This window comes from Cupriavidus sp. CPT47-8839-RL05A, from assembly GCF_058792255.1.
Window position 1 is genome coordinate 1 of record NZ_JBYTEG010000026.1, and the last position, 16,879, is coordinate 16,879.

At 68.6% G+C, this 16,879-nt stretch carries 16 protein-coding genes; 6 read left to right on the plus strand and 10 right to left on the minus strand.

Annotation, left to right across the window (positions count from 1 at the left end):
* Positions 1–117 precede the first annotated feature (117 nt).
* From AC3WVS_RS26490 to AC3WVS_RS26515, 6 genes are all read right to left on the minus strand, one after another.
* Positions 118–1,167, minus strand: a complete 1,050-nt coding sequence (locus AC3WVS_RS26490; RefSeq protein WP_492320976.1) for a hypothetical protein — start codon at positions 1,165–1,167, stop codon at positions 118–120.
* Positions 1,164–3,863: a DNA mismatch repair protein MutS gene (gene mutS / locus AC3WVS_RS26495; RefSeq protein ID WP_492320977.1), complete on the minus strand. Its 2,700-nt coding sequence runs from the start codon at positions 3,861–3,863 to the stop codon at positions 1,164–1,166. Before mutS ends, AC3WVS_RS26490 begins: the two co-directional genes overlap by 4 nt.
* 234 nt (positions 3,864–4,097) lie before the next feature.
* A complete protein-coding gene (locus AC3WVS_RS26500; protein WP_010808973.1) occupies positions 4,098–4,532 on the minus strand; it encodes a universal stress protein in 435 nt (144 codons plus the stop codon).
* 53 nt (positions 4,533–4,585) lie between these two features.
* Positions 4,586–5,698: a polyphosphate kinase 2 gene (gene ppk2, locus AC3WVS_RS26505; protein WP_492320978.1), complete on the minus strand. Its 1,113-nt coding sequence runs from the start codon at positions 5,696–5,698 to the stop codon at positions 4,586–4,588.
* A 13-nt stretch (positions 5,699–5,711) separates the two neighbouring features.
* Positions 5,712–5,927, minus strand: coding sequence for an HP1242/YdcH family protein (locus AC3WVS_RS26510; protein ID WP_492320979.1), 216 nt, complete (start codon positions 5,925–5,927; stop codon positions 5,712–5,714).
* Positions 5,928–6,149: 222 nt separating this feature from the next.
* The gene (locus AC3WVS_RS26515) at positions 6,150–6,968 is read right to left on the minus strand and encodes an inositol monophosphatase family protein (protein ID WP_010808970.1); all 819 of its coding nucleotides are present in this window, start codon (positions 6,966–6,968) and stop codon (positions 6,150–6,152) included.
* A 191-nt stretch (positions 6,969–7,159) separates the two neighbouring features.
* Here AC3WVS_RS26515 and AC3WVS_RS26520 point away from each other — a divergent pair, with 191 nt between their 5' ends.
* Both AC3WVS_RS26520 and cysE read left to right on the plus strand, forming a co-directional pair.
* On the plus strand, positions 7,160–7,990 hold the full coding sequence (locus AC3WVS_RS26520; protein ID WP_492320980.1) for an RNA methyltransferase: 831 nt from the start codon (positions 7,160–7,162) through the stop codon (positions 7,988–7,990).
* Between the two features lie 305 nt (positions 7,991–8,295).
* On the plus strand, positions 8,296–9,039 hold the full coding sequence (gene cysE / locus AC3WVS_RS26525) for a serine O-acetyltransferase (RefSeq protein ID WP_010808968.1): 744 nt from the start codon (positions 8,296–8,298) through the stop codon (positions 9,037–9,039).
* A gap of 30 nt (positions 9,040–9,069) precedes the next feature.
* Here the strand turns inward: cysE and AC3WVS_RS26530 are convergent, their stop codons facing one another.
* The 4 genes from AC3WVS_RS26530 to AC3WVS_RS26545 form a co-directional block, all read right to left on the minus strand.
* Positions 9,070–9,867: a UDP-2,3-diacylglucosamine diphosphatase gene (locus AC3WVS_RS26530; protein WP_492320981.1), complete on the minus strand. Its 798-nt coding sequence runs from the start codon at positions 9,865–9,867 to the stop codon at positions 9,070–9,072.
* A gap of 66 nt (positions 9,868–9,933) precedes the next feature.
* Complete coding sequence (locus AC3WVS_RS26535) at positions 9,934–10,434, minus strand: peptidylprolyl isomerase (protein ID WP_010808966.1); 501 nt, start codon at positions 10,432–10,434, stop codon at positions 9,934–9,936.
* Positions 10,435–10,457: 23 nt separating this feature from the next.
* On the minus strand, positions 10,458–11,042 hold the full coding sequence (locus tag AC3WVS_RS26540; RefSeq protein WP_492320982.1) for a peptidylprolyl isomerase: 585 nt from the start codon (positions 11,040–11,042) through the stop codon (positions 10,458–10,460).
* Between the two features lie 74 nt (positions 11,043–11,116).
* Positions 11,117–11,830, minus strand: a complete 714-nt coding sequence (locus AC3WVS_RS26545) for a tetratricopeptide repeat protein (protein WP_492320983.1) — start codon at positions 11,828–11,830, stop codon at positions 11,117–11,119.
* 283 nt (positions 11,831–12,113) lie between these two features.
* On the opposite strand from AC3WVS_RS26545, the gene cysS reads away from it, so the two are divergent.
* From cysS to tilS, 4 genes are all read left to right on the plus strand, one after another.
* Positions 12,114–13,502, plus strand: a complete 1,389-nt coding sequence (gene cysS, locus AC3WVS_RS26550; protein ID WP_011614939.1) for a cysteine--tRNA ligase — start codon at positions 12,114–12,116, stop codon at positions 13,500–13,502.
* Positions 13,499–14,326 (plus strand): DNA-3-methyladenine glycosylase family protein, encoded by an 828-nt coding sequence (locus tag AC3WVS_RS26555; protein WP_492320984.1) that lies wholly within the window; start codon positions 13,499–13,501, stop codon positions 14,324–14,326. Before cysS ends, AC3WVS_RS26555 begins: the two co-directional genes overlap by 4 nt.
* A gap of 115 nt (positions 14,327–14,441) precedes the next feature.
* Entirely contained in the window at positions 14,442–15,413 is a 972-nt protein-coding gene (locus tag AC3WVS_RS26560; RefSeq protein WP_010808961.1) for an acetyl-CoA carboxylase carboxyltransferase subunit alpha, read from the plus strand.
* Positions 15,379–16,830 (plus strand): tRNA lysidine(34) synthetase TilS, encoded by a 1,452-nt coding sequence (tilS, locus tag AC3WVS_RS26565; protein ID WP_492320985.1) that lies wholly within the window; start codon positions 15,379–15,381, stop codon positions 16,828–16,830. The genes AC3WVS_RS26560 and tilS overlap by 35 nt, the downstream gene beginning before the upstream one ends.
* Positions 16,831–16,879 lie beyond the last annotated feature (49 nt).

Genomic DNA, 16,879 nt, shown 5'->3' on the forward strand with positions numbered 1-16,879 from the left:
CGCACGGATCGTTAAGTCGCGACCTTCTCGCTACACCGTTCGGTACCTGAAGAAGGACCTTAACTGAACGGCATTACGGCCGCAGCCGGCTTTTTCGTTGTCGGCCGGCAAGCGGTCTCAGCGCGGTGCCGGTGCGTCCCTGAGCATGACCGCGAACGGTGAGGCCGCGCCAGGCGTGATCACCAGCTCGGCCCATTGCGAGACCGTGTTGGCGGGCAGTGACACGCGCGTGAAGTTCTGCATGACCTTGCCGGCCGCATCGCGCAGCGGCTTGTCGATGCCGAAGCCGTTGTCGGCTCCGTTGGCCCCGTTTCCGCCCGCATGCACCAGCAGCACCTGGCCGCGGAAACGACCGGCCAGCTCGCGCAGCTGGCGCTTGAATTCCAGGTAGCCATCGCGGGTGCGGTGGCGCATGAAGCCGTCCAGCAGCGTCGGGCGGCCTTTCTTCTCCCAGCCGTTGGCAAAATGCGGGTCGGCGTGGACCACCACCACGATGCCGTTCAGGTCGCGTTGCCGCGCCACCGAGAACGCGCGCGCCAGCCACTGGCGGTTGGCTTCGCGCCGGTCCTCGAACTCGCCGTTGCGCCCGCCTTCGTTGCGGTAGTGGTTGTTGTCGCCAGGCAGGTTCATGCCGACGAGCAGGATATCGCCCACCTCCATGCGCATGTTCTCGCGGAAGCTGCGGAACAGCGCCTGGTCCGATTGCCGCAGCAGCGGCCGCGGATGCCGGCCGAGCGTGGCGTCCTCGGGGAAGAACAGCTCACGCAGCCGGTTCAGGCGCTCGACCGCGTCAAAGCCGCCGTTGACCGGCAGCCGGCATTCGGACCAGTCGGTCTCGCCGGGCACGTAGACCAGCGGCAGCGGCGACTGGTCCAGCAGTTGCTGGCGGTTGCCCAGCACCACATCGCTGCACGATTCCGTATCGCCCTTGATGCCGCCGGCATGAATGACCAGGTCCAGCTTGCGCTCGCCGAAGTAGTCGAGCAGCGCTGCCGCGTTGGCCTCCGCGGCCGGCCACTGGGGCAGGTCGGCGATCAGCGCGATGCGCGTCAGCTTTGGCCTGGCCGGTGTCTTGCTGGCGCGGCCCGCGGGCGCGGCCGATGCCATGCCGGCCGTGCAAAGCAGCGGCAGCAGCATGGCAAGCAGGGCACGGCGTGCAGCGTTCATGCGGCGTCGAGCGCCTCGCCTGCCAGTGCCTTGAGCCGGTACAGCGCCTCCAGCGCGGCGCGCGGCGTCAGGGTGTCGGGGTCCAGGTCGGCCAGCGCATCGACCAGCGCGGCCTGTTCGGGTGCCAGCGCGGGCGCCAGCGGCGCGGGCACGGCCGCCGGGGCGGCGCCGAAGTCGTCCTCGTCGTCCTCCGGCGTTGGCGGTGCCGCGAACAGGTCCAGCTGCGGCGTCGGCGTGGCGTCGGCCGATTGCTGCTCCAGCCAGGCCAGGTGCTTGCGCGCGGCGCGGATCACCGGCTGCGGCACGCCGGCCAGCTGCGCTACCTGCAGGCCGTAGCTCTGGCTGGCGGGGCCGTCCTGCACCGCGTGCAGGAAGACAATGCCATCGCCATGCTCGACCGCCGACAGGTGCACGTTGGCTGCCTGCGGGAACTCTTGCGGCAGTTGCGTCAGCTCGAAGTAATGCGTGGCGAAGAGGGTGTGGCTGCGGTTGTGCGACAGCAGGTGGCGCGCGATCGCCCAGGCCAGCGCCAGCCCGTCGAAGGTCGACGTGCCGCGCCCGATCTCGTCCATCAGCACCAGTGAAGCCGGGGTCGCGTGGTGCAGGATGCCGGCGGCCTCGGTCATCTCGACCATGAAGGTGGAGCGGCCGCCCGCGAGGTCATCGGCGGCGCCGATGCGGGTAAAGATGCGGTCGATCGGCCCGATCACCGCGCGCCGCGCCGGCACGTAGGCGCCCACGCAGGCCAGCAGCACGATCAGCGCGGTCTGGCGCATGAAGGTCGACTTGCCGCCCATGTTCGGGCCGGTGATCAGCAAGAGCTTGCGCGCTTCATTGAGCTGGCAGTCGTTGGCGATGAAAGCCACCGACTCGGCCGCGAGCTGGCCTTCGACCACCGGGTGGCGGCCCTGCACGATGTCGACCACGTTCTCGGCGACGCGCTCAGGCGCGGACCAGTCCAGCGTCTGCGCGCGCTCGGCCAGCGCCGTCAGCACGTCCAGGCGCGCCAGCGCGGCGGCCACCCGCTGCAGCTCGCCGATATGCGGCAGCAGCGCCTGCAGCAGGCCGTCGTAGAGCTGCTTTTCGCGCGCGAGCGCGCGATCCTGTGCCGACAGCGCCTTGTCCTCGAAGGCCTTCAGCTCAGGCGTGATGTAGCGCTCGGCATTCTTCAGCGTCTGGCGGCGGCGGTAGTCGTCGGGCACCTTGTCGGCCTGGCCGTTGGTGACCTCGATATAGAAGCCATGCACGCGGTTGAACTCGACGCGCAGGTTGGCAATGCCGGTGCGGGCGCGTTCGCGCGTTTCGAGGTCGATCAGGAACTGGCCGCAGTTCTCGGAGATGTCGCGCAGTTCATCCAGTCCGGCATCGTAGCCGCGCGCGATCACGCCGCCGTCGCGCACCACGGTGGCCGGCTCTTCGGCCACGGCGCGCACCAGCAGGTCCAGGCAGTCCTGCGGCACGGCCAGGTCGTGCAGGGTCTGCGCCAGCAAGGTGCTGCCCTGGTCATCGCGGATGCAGGCCTGCACGTCCGGCAGCGCGCGCAAGGTGTCGCGCAGCGAGGACAGGTCGCGCGGCCGCGCATTGAGCAGCGCCAGCCGCGAGGTGATGCGCTCAACGTCGGCCAGCCGGCGCAGCGCCGTGCGCAGGGCATCGGTGCCCTGGTCGATCAGCACGCCGATGGCCTGCTGGCGTGCCTGCGGCAGCGCCGGGTCGCGCAGCGGGTGGTGCAGCCAGTGGCGCAGCGCGCGGCTGCCCATCGCCGTGCAGCAGGTGTCCAGCAGCGAGAACAGTGTCGGCGACTCGCCGCCGCGCAGGGTCTCGGTCAGTTCCAGGTTGCGCCGCGTGGCGGAATCCAGGCCGACGTACTCCGATTCGCGCTCGACCTTCACGCCCTGCACATGGCGCAGCGACTGGCCCTGCGTGGTCGCGGCGTAGTTCAGCAGCGCGCCGGCCGCGCCCAGCGCGGCACCCAGCCCGGCACAGCCGAACGGGTCCAGGCTGGCCACGCCCAGCTGCTCGCGCAGCCGGCGCGTGCCGGCGTCCTGGTCGAAATGCCATTCGGGCAGGCGGGTCCGCGCGCACGCCAGCGCGGGCAACTCGATGCCATCGGCATACAGCAGCTCGGCCGGGCGGATGCGCTCCAGCTCGCGACCCAGTTGTGCCGCTTCGCATTCCATCAGGCGCAGCTCGCCGCTGGCCAGGTTCAGCCACGCCAGCCCGGTCTTGCTGACGCCGCGGCGCGTGGTCTGCTGGTGCACCGCCATCAGGAAGGTATCGGCCTTGTCCGGCAGCAGCGCGGCATCGGTCAGCGTGCCCGGGGTGACGATGCGCACCACCTTGCGCTCCACCGGCCCCTTGCTGGTGGCCGGGTCGCCGATCTGCTCGCAGATCGCCACGGATTCGCCCAGCTTCACCAGGCGCGCCAGGTACTGGTCCGCGGAATGGAAGGGAATGCCGGCCATGCGGATCGGCACCCCGTTGGAGGCGCCGCGCGCGGTCAGCGTGATGTCGAGCAGGCGCGCGGCCTTTTCGGCATCGTCGTGGAAGAGTTCGTAGAAGTCACCCATGCGGTAGAACAGCAGGGTGTCGGGGTGGTCTGCCTTGATGCGGAGATATTGTTGCATCATGGGCGTGTGGCGGCTCGCGGACGAATCTGCCTGTGCCTGTTCCGGGTCGGTTTTTTTCTGCAATCCCATTGCCATTTAGCCTGTCTGGCGGTGGGCCTGCGTGATGCCGCCCGCTCCGCTCGGATCGCCGCCTTGCGCAAGCCGGATGGCGGCCGCGCGGGGCGTCCGGGCGGTCATCCGGCGGCCTGGGGCCGGGGCGCGAAGGGGCGTTTTCGAATATGGGCGATATGGTACAGCACGGGGCAGCGGTTGCCGCGCCGCGCGGGCCGGATCTGGCCCGGCGGCGGGGTCAGCGGCGTGCCGTCAGCGGAACACCAGCACCGGCACGTCGCTGTGGGTCAGCACCTTCTGCGTCTCGCTGCCCAGCAGCAGGCCGCTGATGCCCTTGCGGCCGTGCGAGGCCATGAAGATGACATCGCAACCGAGGTCCCGGGCAGCGTTGATGATGCCGTGATACGGGGCGCTGGCGGCCGAGACGTGGCCCGCGCACGGGACGCCGGCCATTGCCGCCGCGGCCTCGATCTTGACCAGTTCCTGGCGCGCCAGTGCTTCCACGCGTTGCTGGAATACCTCGCGCCTCTCATGGGTGCTGTCGCTGCCCACCATGTAGGGATAGGTCTCCACGCACATGTAGGGCGTCAGGCGCGCGGAGGCGGTGCGGGCAAACTGGATGGCGGCGGACACGGCCTTGTGGGAAAGCTCGGAACCGTCGACGGGCAGCAGGATGTGCTTGAACATAGGGGCCTTGGTAAAGGGGAAAACGGAAGAAGTGCGGGAGTAGGGGGCGAGGTTCAGTTGGCCAGCGCGCGTCCCACGATCAGCGGGTCGGGCTGCCCGATGGCAGTGGTGTCCCGGTTGCCGTAGGGGAAGCGCGACAGGATGGCACGCAGCGCATTGAGCCGCGCGCGCTTCTTGCAGTCCGAGCGGATGACCGTCCACGGCGCATCGGCGGTGTCGGTGTGGGCGAACATGGCCTCCTTGGCCTGGGTGTATTCGTCCCATTTGTCCAGCGAGGCAAGGTCGACCGGGCTCAGCTTCCATTGCTTGAGCGGGTGGATCTCGCGCTCGCGGAAGCGCCGGCGCTGTTCCTTCTGGCTGACCGAGAACCAGAACTTGAACAGGTGGATGCCGCTGCGCACCAGATGCCGCTCGAAGTCCGGCGCCTGCTGCAGGAAGTCCTGGTATTCGCGCTGCGAGCAGAAGCCCATCACGTGCTCCACGCCGGCGCGGTTGTACCAGGAGCGGTCGAACAGCACGATCTCGCCGGCCGACGGCAGGTGCTGCACATAGCGCTGGAAGTACCATTGCCCGCGCTCGGCCTCGGTGGGTTTTTCCAGCGCCACCACGCGCGCGCCGCGCGGGTTCATGTGTTCCATGAAGCGTTTGATGGTGCCGCCCTTGCCGGCGGCGTCGCGCCCTTCGAATACGATTACCACGCGCTGGCCGGTCTCGCGCACCCAGGCCTGGAACTTGAGCAGCTCCACCTGCAGGCGGTACTTCTGCTTTTCATAATTGCGCCGCGACATCAGGTTCTGGTACGGGTACGCGCCTTCGCGCCAGCCCGCGGACAGCTCGTCGTCCGGATGGCGCTTGCGGCCGGCCTGCCACACGGCGGGATCGCCTTCGAGGATCAGGCTGCGCAGCTGCGCGGCCTCGTCGGGCGCCAGGCCGTCAAGCAGCGTGCGCATGGCGTCGAGCATGTCGGCGCCGTTGCCTGCGCGGCTGGCCAGGATGTCCTGCATGCTGCTGGCCGCCAGCTGCACCGAGGCGTTGACGGCGCTCTCGACCTCCTTGCGCTGGGCTGACAGCGCCGAGTTGGTGGGCAGCACGTCGCCCCTGGCCGTGGCGCGGGCACGTGGCGCGGTGGCGGTGTGGGAGGATTGGATGGTGTCGCGATCTGTCATCTGCGGTCCTCCGTCAGGCTGGGGTGTTGCGCAGGATCGCGTAGAGCTGGTCCTTGAGCAGGAGTTTCTCTTTCTTCAGCCGCTCGATCTCGAAGGTGGAGGCCGGCACCAGCCCCGACTCCATGTTGTGGATTTCCTGGTCCAGCGCGTTGTGGCGGTGGAACAGGCGCGCGAAGCGGGCATCCTGGGTCTTCAGGGTGGTGATCTGGTCGCGGTATTCGGGAAACATGCTGGCTCTCCTGCTGGATCCGCGCGCACGGGGCGTGGCGCATGGTTTCATTTTGGGGAGGGCAGGGTGGGGCGACCTTGACGAGGATCATGGCCGTCCGGGGAATGAGAAAGGTCTGCAGTGCAGGGCGCGGTGGCAGGCGCGGCGCACCATGCAAAACGCCCGCCGGGGTGCGGCGGGCGTCGGGGGTGGCTGATCTGGCCGTCAGGCCATGTGCCGGTGTCAGGCGGCGGGCTTGGCGTTGTCCAGCGAGAACGGCGACAGCAGGCGCACCATCTGGGCGAATGCCTTGGGGTTGCCGGCCAGCACTTCGCCCTGTTCCATCTGGCGCGGTTCGCCGGCGTAGTTGCCGACCAGGCCGCCCGATTCGGTGATCAGCAGCATGCCTGCAGCCATGTCCCAAGGCTGCAGGCCGCGCTCGAAGAAGCCGTCCAGGCGGCCGCAGGCCACATAGGCCAGGTCCAGCGCGGCGGCGCCCGGCCGGCGCAGGCCGGCGCAGTTGCGGGTCATCAGCGCGAACAATTCCATGTATTCGTCCAGGCCTTCCAGGTCGCGGAACGGGAAGCCGGTGCCGATCAGGCAGTCGGCCAGCTTGTCGCGGCGCGTGACGCGGATGCGGCGGTTGTTCAGGAAGGCGCCGGCGCCCTTGCTGGCGGTGAAGAGCTCGTCGCGGGTCGGGTCGTAGACCACGGCCTGCACGGGCGTGCCGCGGTGCAACTGGGCGATCGAGACCGCGTATTGCGGGAAGCCGTGGATGAAGTTGGTGGTGCCGTCCAGCGGGTCGATGACCCAGGTGTACTCGTGGGAGTCTTCACCCTCGGCCCAGGACTGGCCGGATTCTTCCGCTAGAATGCCGTGTTCCGGGTAGGCCGTGCGCAGGATCTCGATGACCGCGGCTTCGGCGGCGCGGTCCACCTCGGTGACAAAATCGTTGTGTTGCTTGCGCGAGACGCGCACCAGATCGACGTCGAGCGACGCGCGGTTGATGATGGATCCCGCTTTGCGGGCCGCCTTGATGGCGATATTGAGCATCGGATGCATGAATCTCTCCAGGCCGGCCACGACGACGCGGCGGGGCGCAAAAGCGCCGCACGCCCGCTCATGGGCAGCTGACAACACAACGGATTGTAGAAGAACGTCGGGCGTCGCCGGTTCTGCTGCAAATGTGCCGCGAGAGTCTCGCGAGCAAGCAAAAACCTGGCGCCGCGCCAAAGAAGAACCCCGAATTGTATATGAACCCGGCAATTGATACGAGCCAGCCCGCTGCCGATGGCAACAGCGGTGATACCGGCGGCAACGCTTTCGGCCGCGTGCGCTTCGTGCTGGTCGAAACCAGCCACCCGGGCAACGTGGGCTCGGTGGCGCGCGCGATCAAGACCATGGGCTTCGGCAGCCTGGTGCTGGTCTCGCCACGCGAGCCGGATGTGCTGCGGCACTCCGACGCCATCGCCATGGCCAGCGGTGCCGACGATGTGCTGGCGGGCGCGCTCATCGTCGACCAGGTCGACGCGGCGCTGGCCGGCGCCGCGCTGACCGTGGCGATGACCGCGCGCCACCGCGAATTCGGCCCGCCGCGGCTGCTGCCGCGCGCCGCCGCGGAACGCGCGCGCCAGACGCTGTCTGGCAGCGGCGGCGTTGCCTTCGTGTTCGGCAACGAGCGCTATGGTTTGCCCAATGAAGTGGTCGAGCGCTGCAACACAGTCACCCATATCCCCGCCAATCCCGCCTATACCTCGCTCAACCTGGCGCAGGCGGTGCAGCTCATCGCCTACGAGATGCGGCTGGCGCTGCTGGAGGCGGCCCCGGACGCCGGCGCCAATATCGGCTATGCTGGTGAGCCGGCCACGGCCGAGCAGGTCGAGGCCATGTTCGGCCATCTGCAGACGGGCCTGGAGGCAATCGGCTTTCTCGATCCGTCCAACCCGCGCAGGCTGATGACCCGGCTGCGCCGGCTGCTGGCGCGCAGCGGCCTGGAGCGCGAGGAAGTGAATATCCTGCGCGGCATCGCCAAGCATATGCTGATCGCCGCGCAGAACCAGCCGGGCCCGCGCAAGGACCGGTGACAGGAGCGAGGACAGTGGCAGCAAACCGGAGCGATTCGATGCAGGGCGACGCAGGCACGCGCGGCAATCGCGCGCGCTGTCGCCTTGCGGCTGCGGGTTTGCGCAGGCCCGGGCGATGTTGACCGCAGCATCGCCGCAATGTCCCTGACGGATCAGGGGCCAAACACCGGCACCCCAAGCGGGTCCGGCAAATCACTTACACTCCCTGATCCCGTCCCCACCGGCCACTGACCTCGCCGGCGACCCTGCCCCGGGCACCAGCCCGCGTGGCGCGGCGCACGGCGCGGCAACACGACACGACCAAGATGTTCTCTCGCCTGAAGGAAGATATCGACACCATCATGCTGCGCGATCCCGCTGCGCGCAGCCGCCTGGAAGTGCTGACCTGCTACCCCGGCCTGCATGCCGTGGTGTTCCACCGCTTTGCGCATCGATGCTGGAACGCCGGCTTCCACTGGCTGGGGCGCTGGATCTCGCACTGGGCGCGGTTTTTCACCGGCATCGAAATCCATCCGGCGGTCAAGCTGGGCCGGCGCGTTTTCATCGACCACGGCATGGGCGTGGTGATCGGCGAGACCGCCGAGATCGGCGATGACTGCACCATCTACCAGGGCGTGACGCTGGGTGGCACCTCGCTGTACAAGGGCCAGAAGCGGCATCCCACGCTGGGCGCCAACGTGGTGGTGAGCGCGGGCGCCAAGGTGCTGGGCGGATTCGTGGTGGGCGACGGCGCGCGCGTGGGCTCCAACGCCGTGGTGCTAAAGCCGGTGCCGCCGGGCGCGACCGCCGTGGGCATCCCCGCCCGCATCATCCTGCCGGATGCGCCATCGGCGCAGCAGGGTGCCAAGCAGGAGTTCTCGGCCTATGGCATCACGCCCAATGCGGACGATCCGGTGTCGCTGGCGCTCAAGAGCCTGATCGACAATGCGGGGCGCCAGCACGACCGCATCGAGGCGGTGCTGGCCGCGCTCGACCGGCTTGGCGAACACCTGGAGAACACGCCGAACGATCCCTTCGACGCGAGCGAACTGCGCAGGCTGATGAAGTGAGCGGGGCAGGGGCCGGGCCGGCGCTGCCGCTCAGTCGGTCTGCGGCAACAGGCGGAAGCCGTCGCGATCCAGTTGCAGCACCGCGGCGCGCGGATGGGCGCCGTCCAGGTCCCAGTCAGTGAGTACCCAGCGCACGCCGGCGGCGTCTTCATGCCGTGCCGGGCGGTGCGTGTGTCCATGCACCAGCAGCGACGCACCGGCGGCGCCGAGCAACTCGGCCGCGGCCGCGGGCGCCACATCACCATAAATCACCGGCACGGCCGCGCCCGCGCTCAACTGCCTGGCGCGGTTGCCTTCACTGTCTGCCCGCAGCTTGCGGGCGATCGACAGGCGCGCGCTCAACGGCAGTGCCAGGAACACGCGTTGCACCCAGCGCTTGCGGGTCCAGCGGCGGAAGCGGTTATAGCGTTCGTCGTCGATGCACAGCATGTCGCCGTGGCTCAGCACCACGCGCTGGCCGGCACAGTGGATCACGGCGGGGTCGGGCAGCAGGCGGGCACCGGCCGCGCTGGCGAAGCGCTGGCCCAGCAGGAAGTCGCGGTTGCCGTGCATCAGGTACACGGCCACGCCGCGCGCGGCCAGTGCGCGCAGGGCGCCGGTCACGCGCTGCGCGAAGGGCGAGTCGGTTTCTTCGTCGCCGATCCAGAATTCAAAGAAGTCGCCCAGGATGAACAGCGTGCGCGCGTGCTGTGCGGCGCGCTCGAGCGTGCGCTCGAAGGCCGCCAGCGTGCGGGGCATGCCGGGCGTCAGGTGCAGGTCTGAAATGAACCACGCCGGCGCCTGTGCCTCGAAGGGACCGGCCACCGGCGTGTGGGGGATCGCGGTCATGCGCGGTGTCGGAAGGGGAATGCCGGCACGTGGATGCGCACGGAACCGCAATCGTCAGGCATCGGCTTACTCGACGATGACGGCCTTCTCGATCACCACGTCTTCCAGCGGCACGTCCTGGTGGAAGCCCGAGCTGCCGGTGCGCACGCCCTTGATCTGGTCGACCACGTCGGTGCCTTCCACGACCTTGCCGAACACGGCATAGCCGAAGCCCTGCGGCGTGGGCGAGGAGAAGTTCAGGAAGTCGTTGTCGACCACGTTGATGAAGAACTGCGCGGTGGCCGAGTGCGGGGCGTTGGTGCGCGCCATGGCCACGGTGTAGCGGTCATTCTTCAGGCCGTTGCCGGCTTCGTTCTCGATCGGGGCGTCGGTGCCCTTTTGCTTCATGCCGGGCTCGAAGCCGCCGCCCTGGATCATGAAGTTCTTGATCACGCGGTGGAAGATGGTGTTGTCGTAGTGGCCCTTGCGCACGTATGACAGGAAGTTCTCGACCGACTTCGGGGCCTTCTCGGCGTCGAGTTCAATGGTGATGACACCCTGGTTGGTGTGGAGCTGGACCTTGGACATGGGATTTCCTCTGTTCGGTGGTGTTATTTGACGACGGTGGCCGACTCGATCACGATCGGCGCGGCCGGCACATTGCGCATGGGGCCGTAGGCCGTGGTCGGCACGCTCTTGATCTTGTCGATCGTCTCCATGCCTTCCACCACCTTGCCGAACACTGCGTAGCCGTTGCCGTCCGGCTGCGGGTAGTCGAGATTCGGATTATCCACCACATTGACGAAGAACTGCGCGGTGGCCGAGTTGGGGTCGCTGGTGCGTGCCATGGCGACCGTGCCGGCCTTGTTCTTCAGGCCGCCGCGGGCTTCCAGCGGGATCGGCGCACGGGTGGGCTTTTCCTTCATGTCGCGGTCGAAGCCGCCGCCCTGCACCATGAAGCCATTGATCACGCGATGGAAGATGGTGCCACTGTAGAAGCCGCTTTTCACATATTCCAGGAAGTTCGCGACGGTCTTGGGCGCGGCCTCGGGGTAGAGCTCGACGGTGAACTTGCCGGCACTGGTGACGAACTGGACGCGCTCGGCGGCCTTTTGCTGAGCCATTGCGTTGAACGAGGACAGTGCCAGGGCGCCTGCGGTCAGGCCGGCCAGGACGATGCGACGGGAACGGATCATGAAGGAACTCCGGTAAGTCTGGATGATGCACATGGTCCGGGCGCGCCGCGCCCGGGCCTTGGGATGGGTGGCCGTCAGTTCGCGGCAGGGGCGCTGGCAGGTGCCTGGCGCTGCGCTGGCGTTGCCTTGCGGCCGGTGCCGGCGGGCGCCGCCGGCTTGGCCGGCGCCGCGGCATCAGGGTTCAGCTGGCGCAGGCCGGCGCTGGCGCGGGCATCGCCCGGATTGCGGCGCAGCGCTTCGGCGTAGGCCTGCTCGGCCAGGCGGCGGTAGACGTCGCCCAGGTTGGTATAGCCGATGGCAAAGCCCGGCTTGACTTCGGTGGCCAGCAGCAACTCGGCCTCGGCGCGCTTCAGGTCGCCGCGCTTGGCGTAGAGCAGCGCCAGGTTGTTGTGGGGCTCGGGCAGTTCCGGGAACTCCTGCGCCATTTCGGCAAAGGCCTGGATGGCGGCGTCTTCGCGGCCGGACTGGGCCAGGGCCCAGGCGCGCTGGAAGCGTGCCTGCGCATTGCGCGGGTTGGCGGCCAGCACGCGGTCGAAGCCCTTGATGGCTTCGTCGTAGCGGCGCGCGTTGGCGGCCTGCTGGGCCTCGCTCATGCCAGGATCGGTCGACTGGATGCCGCCGACCGGCGTCGCCGGCGCGGCCAGCGACAGCGGGCCGTTCTGCGCGTAGGCAGGGGCCGCCAGCGCGGCGGCCAGGGCCGCCAGCAGGGGCAGTACGGCGCGATGGCCGCGTCGGCGCGCGGGGGCGGCGAACATGGCAGAAGACGGGGAGGGCAGCGGCAGGCTCATTGAGGACAGGTCCGTTATACTCCGCGGCATTCTAGCAAAGCGGCAAGTCCGGCACGAAGGCGATGACATCGGGGCAGCGGGCGCGGCATCTCGCGCGGCGCTGGCGGCGCCGTGCCGGAGGCAACCAGCGCAGCGCCTTCCGGTAAGATATGGGGCGCGACGGAATTGCGCCAGTGGCCGCGTTGCCACCGGCGGCCTGCCAGGCGCCGGGCAACCGGCGCCACGGCCCGCGCTGCCTGCTGTGCGAACCGCGGCAGTCTCCTCTCACCACTCACTTCGTTTCATGCAGCTTCTGAACATCTACAACACGCTCGCGCGTGAGAAACAGCCATTCGTGCCAATCGAACCCGGCAAGGTCCGCATGTATGTGTGCGGCATGACGGTGTACGACTATTGTCACGTTGGCCACGCTCGCGTGATGGTGGTGTTCGACATGGTGCACCGCTGGCTGCGTGCCGCCGGCTACGAGGTGACGTATGTGCAGAACATCACCGACATCGACGACAAGATCATCCGCCGCGCGGCCGAGAACGGCGAGACCATCGGCGAGCTGACCACGCGCTTCATCCAGTACATGCACGAGGATGCCGCCGCGCTGGGCGTGATCCGCCCCGACCACGAGCCGCGCGCCACCGACTACGTGCCGCAGATGCTCGACATGATCGGCAAGCTGGAAGCCAAGGGCCTGGCCTACCAGGCCAGCGACGGCGACGTGAACTATTCGGTGCGCAAGTTCGCCGGCTACGGCAAGCTCTCGGGCAAGTCGCTGGAAGACCTGCGCGCCGGCGAGCGTGTCAGCGCCAACGACGCCAAGCAGGACCCGCTCGACTTCGTGCTTTGGAAGTCCGCCAAGGCCAGCGAGCCGCCCGAGAGCAAGTGGGACTCGAAGTGGGGCGCCGGCCGCCCGGGCTGGCACATTGAATGCTCCGCCATGAGCTGCACGCTGCTGGGCGAGCATTTCGACATCCATGGCGGCGGGGCCGACCTGCAGTTCCCGCACCACGAGAACGAGATTGCGCAGTCTGAAGGCGCCAGCGGCAAGCCCTTCGTCAACATGTGGATGCACAACGGCTTCGTGCGCATCAACGACGAAAAAATGTCCAAGTCGCTTGGCAATTTCTTCACCATCCGCGAGGTCCTGAAGTCGTACGACGCCGAGGTCGTGCGCTTCTTCATCCTGCGCGCGCACTACCGCAGCCCGCTGAACTACAGCGACGCGCACCTGGACGATGCGCGCCACGCCCTGACACGCCTGTACACGGCGCTCAAGGACAGCCAGCCGGGCGGCTGCGCGGTGGACTGGGACGAGCCGCACGCCAGGCGCTTTGCCGAGGCCATGGGCGACGACTTCAACACGCCGATCGCGATGTCGGTGCTGTTCGACCTGGCCAGCGAGATCAACCGCACCGGCTCGACCGCGGCTGCGCGCCAGCTCAAGGGGCTGGCAGGCACGCTGGGCCTGCTCGAGCGCGACCCGCATACCTTCCTGCAAGGCGGCAGGTCCGACGACGGCATCTCGCCGGAACAGATCGAGACCCTGATCGCCGCGCGCAAGACCGCCAAGGTGGAGCGCAACTTTGCCGAAGCGGACCGCATCCGCGCGCAACTGCTGGAAGCTGGCATCGTGCTGGAAGACAAGCCGGGCGGTGCCACCGAGTGGAGGCGTGCTTGAACGCTGCCGCGCGCAAGCCAGCCATCGCCACGCCTCCCGCCACGAGGGGCCGGGTGAAGGCGGCCGGTCCGCGCCCGGGCAAGGCTGGCGCCAAGGAGGCGCCGCTGCCTGACGGCAAGGACACGGCCAGGGGCACGCGCAACGCCAAGGCCGTGCTGCCCGAGGCGGATGCGGTGCCGCTGCCGGTCGAAACCGTCATCGACGCGGTGCGCCCCGCCTACTGGGACGAGGCCTGCGCCGACCTGATGAAGCGCGACCGCATCCTGCGCAAGATGATCCCCACCTACGGCCCGGCGCACCTGGTGTCGCGCGGGGATCCGTTCGTCACGCTGGCGCGCGCGGTGGTGGGCCAGCAGATTTCGGTCAAGGCGGCGCAGTCGGTGTGGGAGCGGCTGCATGCCCTGTGCCCCAGGCTGACCCCGGCACAGTTCCTGCGCGCCGGTCCCGAGAAGCTGGCCGGTTGCGGCCTGTCCAAGCGCAAGGGGGAATACCTGGTCGACCTGGCCGACCACTTCAAGGCGGGCACGGTGCATGTCGGCGAATGGGCGCAGATGGACGACGAAGCGGTGATCGCCGAGCTGACGCAGATCCGCGGCATCGGCCGCTGGACCGCCGAGATGTTCCTGATGTTCAACCTGATGCGGCCCAACGTGCTGCCGCTCGATGACATCGGCCTGATCAACGCGATCTCCGCCAATTACTTCAGTGGCGAGCCGGTCACGCGCAGCGAGGCGCGCGAGGTGGCGGCCAACTGGGAGCCATGGCGAACTGTGGCCACGTGGTATATGTGGCGCAGTCTCGACCCGCTGCCAGTGACGTATTAGGCATCACAGCAAGAAAATTTAGTGGCAGGTGCAGTCCGGGCTATCTGGCAGGCGCTAAGATAGCGACCAAATTCCGGTAGAATGCGCCCCTTCACAGACAGGTACGTGTGATTTTATGAAAACCACCTTCCTGGATTTTGAGCAGCCCATTGCCGAACTCGAGGCAAAGATCGAAGAACTGCGCTTTGTGCAGGACGATTCGGCTGTTGATATTTCCGAAGAAATTTCGCGGCTGGCCGGCAAGAGCCAGCAGCTGACCAAAGACATCTACGCCAACCTGACCCCGTGGCAGGTTGCGCAAATCGCCCGCCACCCCCAGCGTCCCTATACGCTGGACTACGTGCGCGAGATCTTTACCGATTTCCACGAGCTGCACGGCGACCGCACCTTTGCCGACGATCTTTCGATCATCGGCGGCCTGGCGCGCTTCAACGGCCAGGCGTGCATGGTCATCGGCCACCAGAAGGGCCGTGACACGAAAGAGCGCGCCATGCGCAATTTCGGCATGCCCAAGCCCGAGGGCTACCGCAAGGCCAAGCGCCTGATGGAGCTGGCGGACAAGTTCGGCCTGCCGATTTTCACTTTCGTTGACACCCCGGGCGCATTCCCCGGCATCGACGCCGAAGAGCGCGGCCAGTCCGAAGCCATCGGCCACAACCTGTACGTGATGGCCGGCCTGAAGGTGCCCCTGATCGCCACCATCATCGGTGAAGGCGGTTCGGGCGGCGCGCTGGCGATTGCCGTGGGCGACGTGGTGCAGATGCTGCAGTTCGCCACCTACGCGGTGATTTCGCCGGAAGGCTGCGCCTCGATCTTGTGGAAGACCGCCGAGAAGGCACCGGAAGCCGCCGAGGCGCTGGGCCTGACCGCGCACCGCCTGAAGGCGCTGGGCCTGATCGACAAGATCGTGAGCGAGCCCCTGGGCGGCGCGCACCGTGACTACAAGGGCATGGCGGCGATGCTCAAGCGCTCGCTGGCCGAGTCGCTGCGTCAGTTCCAGGGCATGAGCGTGAAGGAGCTGCAGGCTCGCCGCTATGAGCGCCTGCTCGCCTATGGCAAGTTCAAGGAAACCGGCACCCAGGACTGACCCGTCCGCCCGGCTGACCGACAAGGTCGCACAGGCCCTCCAGGCCGGTGCGGCCTTTGTTGTTTCTGGCGGCGGCACGGGCGCGGCGACGATCGCGGTGGCCCTGTCGGGCGGGCGCGATTCGGTCGCGCTGCTGCATGCCGCCCGCGCGGCCGCGGCGGAGTGGGGCGTTGGCGCGCGCGTGGTGGCGCTGCATGTCCACCACGGCCTGCAGGCGGATGCCGACGACTGGGACCGTTTCTGCGCCGCGCAGTGCGCGCAGTGGCAGGTCGGCTATTTCGTGCGGCGGGTGTCGGTGCAGCCCGAAGCGGGCGAGGGCGTGGAAGCGGCCGCGCGCCGCGCGCGCTATGCCGCGCTGGCGGCGATGTGCGCCGACAGCGGCGCGCGCCTGCTGCTGTTCGCCCACCACCAGGACGACCAGGTCGAGACCGTGCTGCTGCGGCTGTTCCGCGGCGCCGGCGTGGCCGGCATGGCTGGCATGCCAGCGCTGCGCCCGCTCGACGAGCGCAGCGGCGTGACGCTGCTGCGCCCCTGGCTGGACGTGGCCCGCGCCGAGATCGAGGCCTACTGCGCGGCCAACGCGCTGCAATGGGTCGACGACCCGTCCAATGCCGATGAACGCTATGCGCGCAATGCCTTGCGCGCGCACCTGCCGGCGCTGGTCGCGGCCTTCCCGGCGTTGTCGGCCAACGTGGTGCAGGCGGCAGCGCATTTCGCCCAGGCAGGCGCACTGATCGATGAACTGGCAGCCGCCTCGCTGGCGGCGCTGGCACGCCCCGGCCGCGATGCCGACACGCTTGCCGAACTCGACCTGGCAGGGCTGCGCGCCTTGCCCGTGGCACATGCCGATGCCGTGCTGCGCTTCTGGCTGCGCGACCTCGGCGTGCGCGCGCCTTCCACTGCCAGGCTGGCGGCGATGCGCGAGCAACTGGTCGCCCACGCTGGCGGCGAGCCCGCGATCGCGCATGAGGGGCTGGTCCTGCGCCGCTTCCGCGACCGCGTGCTGGCCTGCACGCCGCCACCGATCGCCGCGCCGGCACCCGTGACGCTGGACTGGCGCGGCGAGGCCCGTATCGTCGTGCCTGCCTGGCGCGGCGAACTCCATTTCTTCCGTGATGACACCTTCGGCGTGCCCGAAGCGGCGCTGCGCCAGCCCTTGCGCCTGGCCGCCCGCAGCGGCGGCGAGCGTATCGTGCTGCGCCCGGGCGGCCCGGCCCGGGCCCTGAAGCAAGCCTGCCAGGAAGCCGGCATCCCGGCCTGGCGCCGCGCCTGGCTGCCGCTGCTGTGGTCTGGCGATACCCTGGTGCTGGCCGCCGGCCTGGGCATGCACCGCCGCTGGCCGGACGCCCCGGCGGCGCCGCGCTGGCGCGTCGAATGGCATCCGCGGCCCGCGGCAGTGGCGACGCCGACGCACTGAAGCCCCCGGATCGGCGCCGGCATCACTTCCGATCTGCAGCCAGAACCCC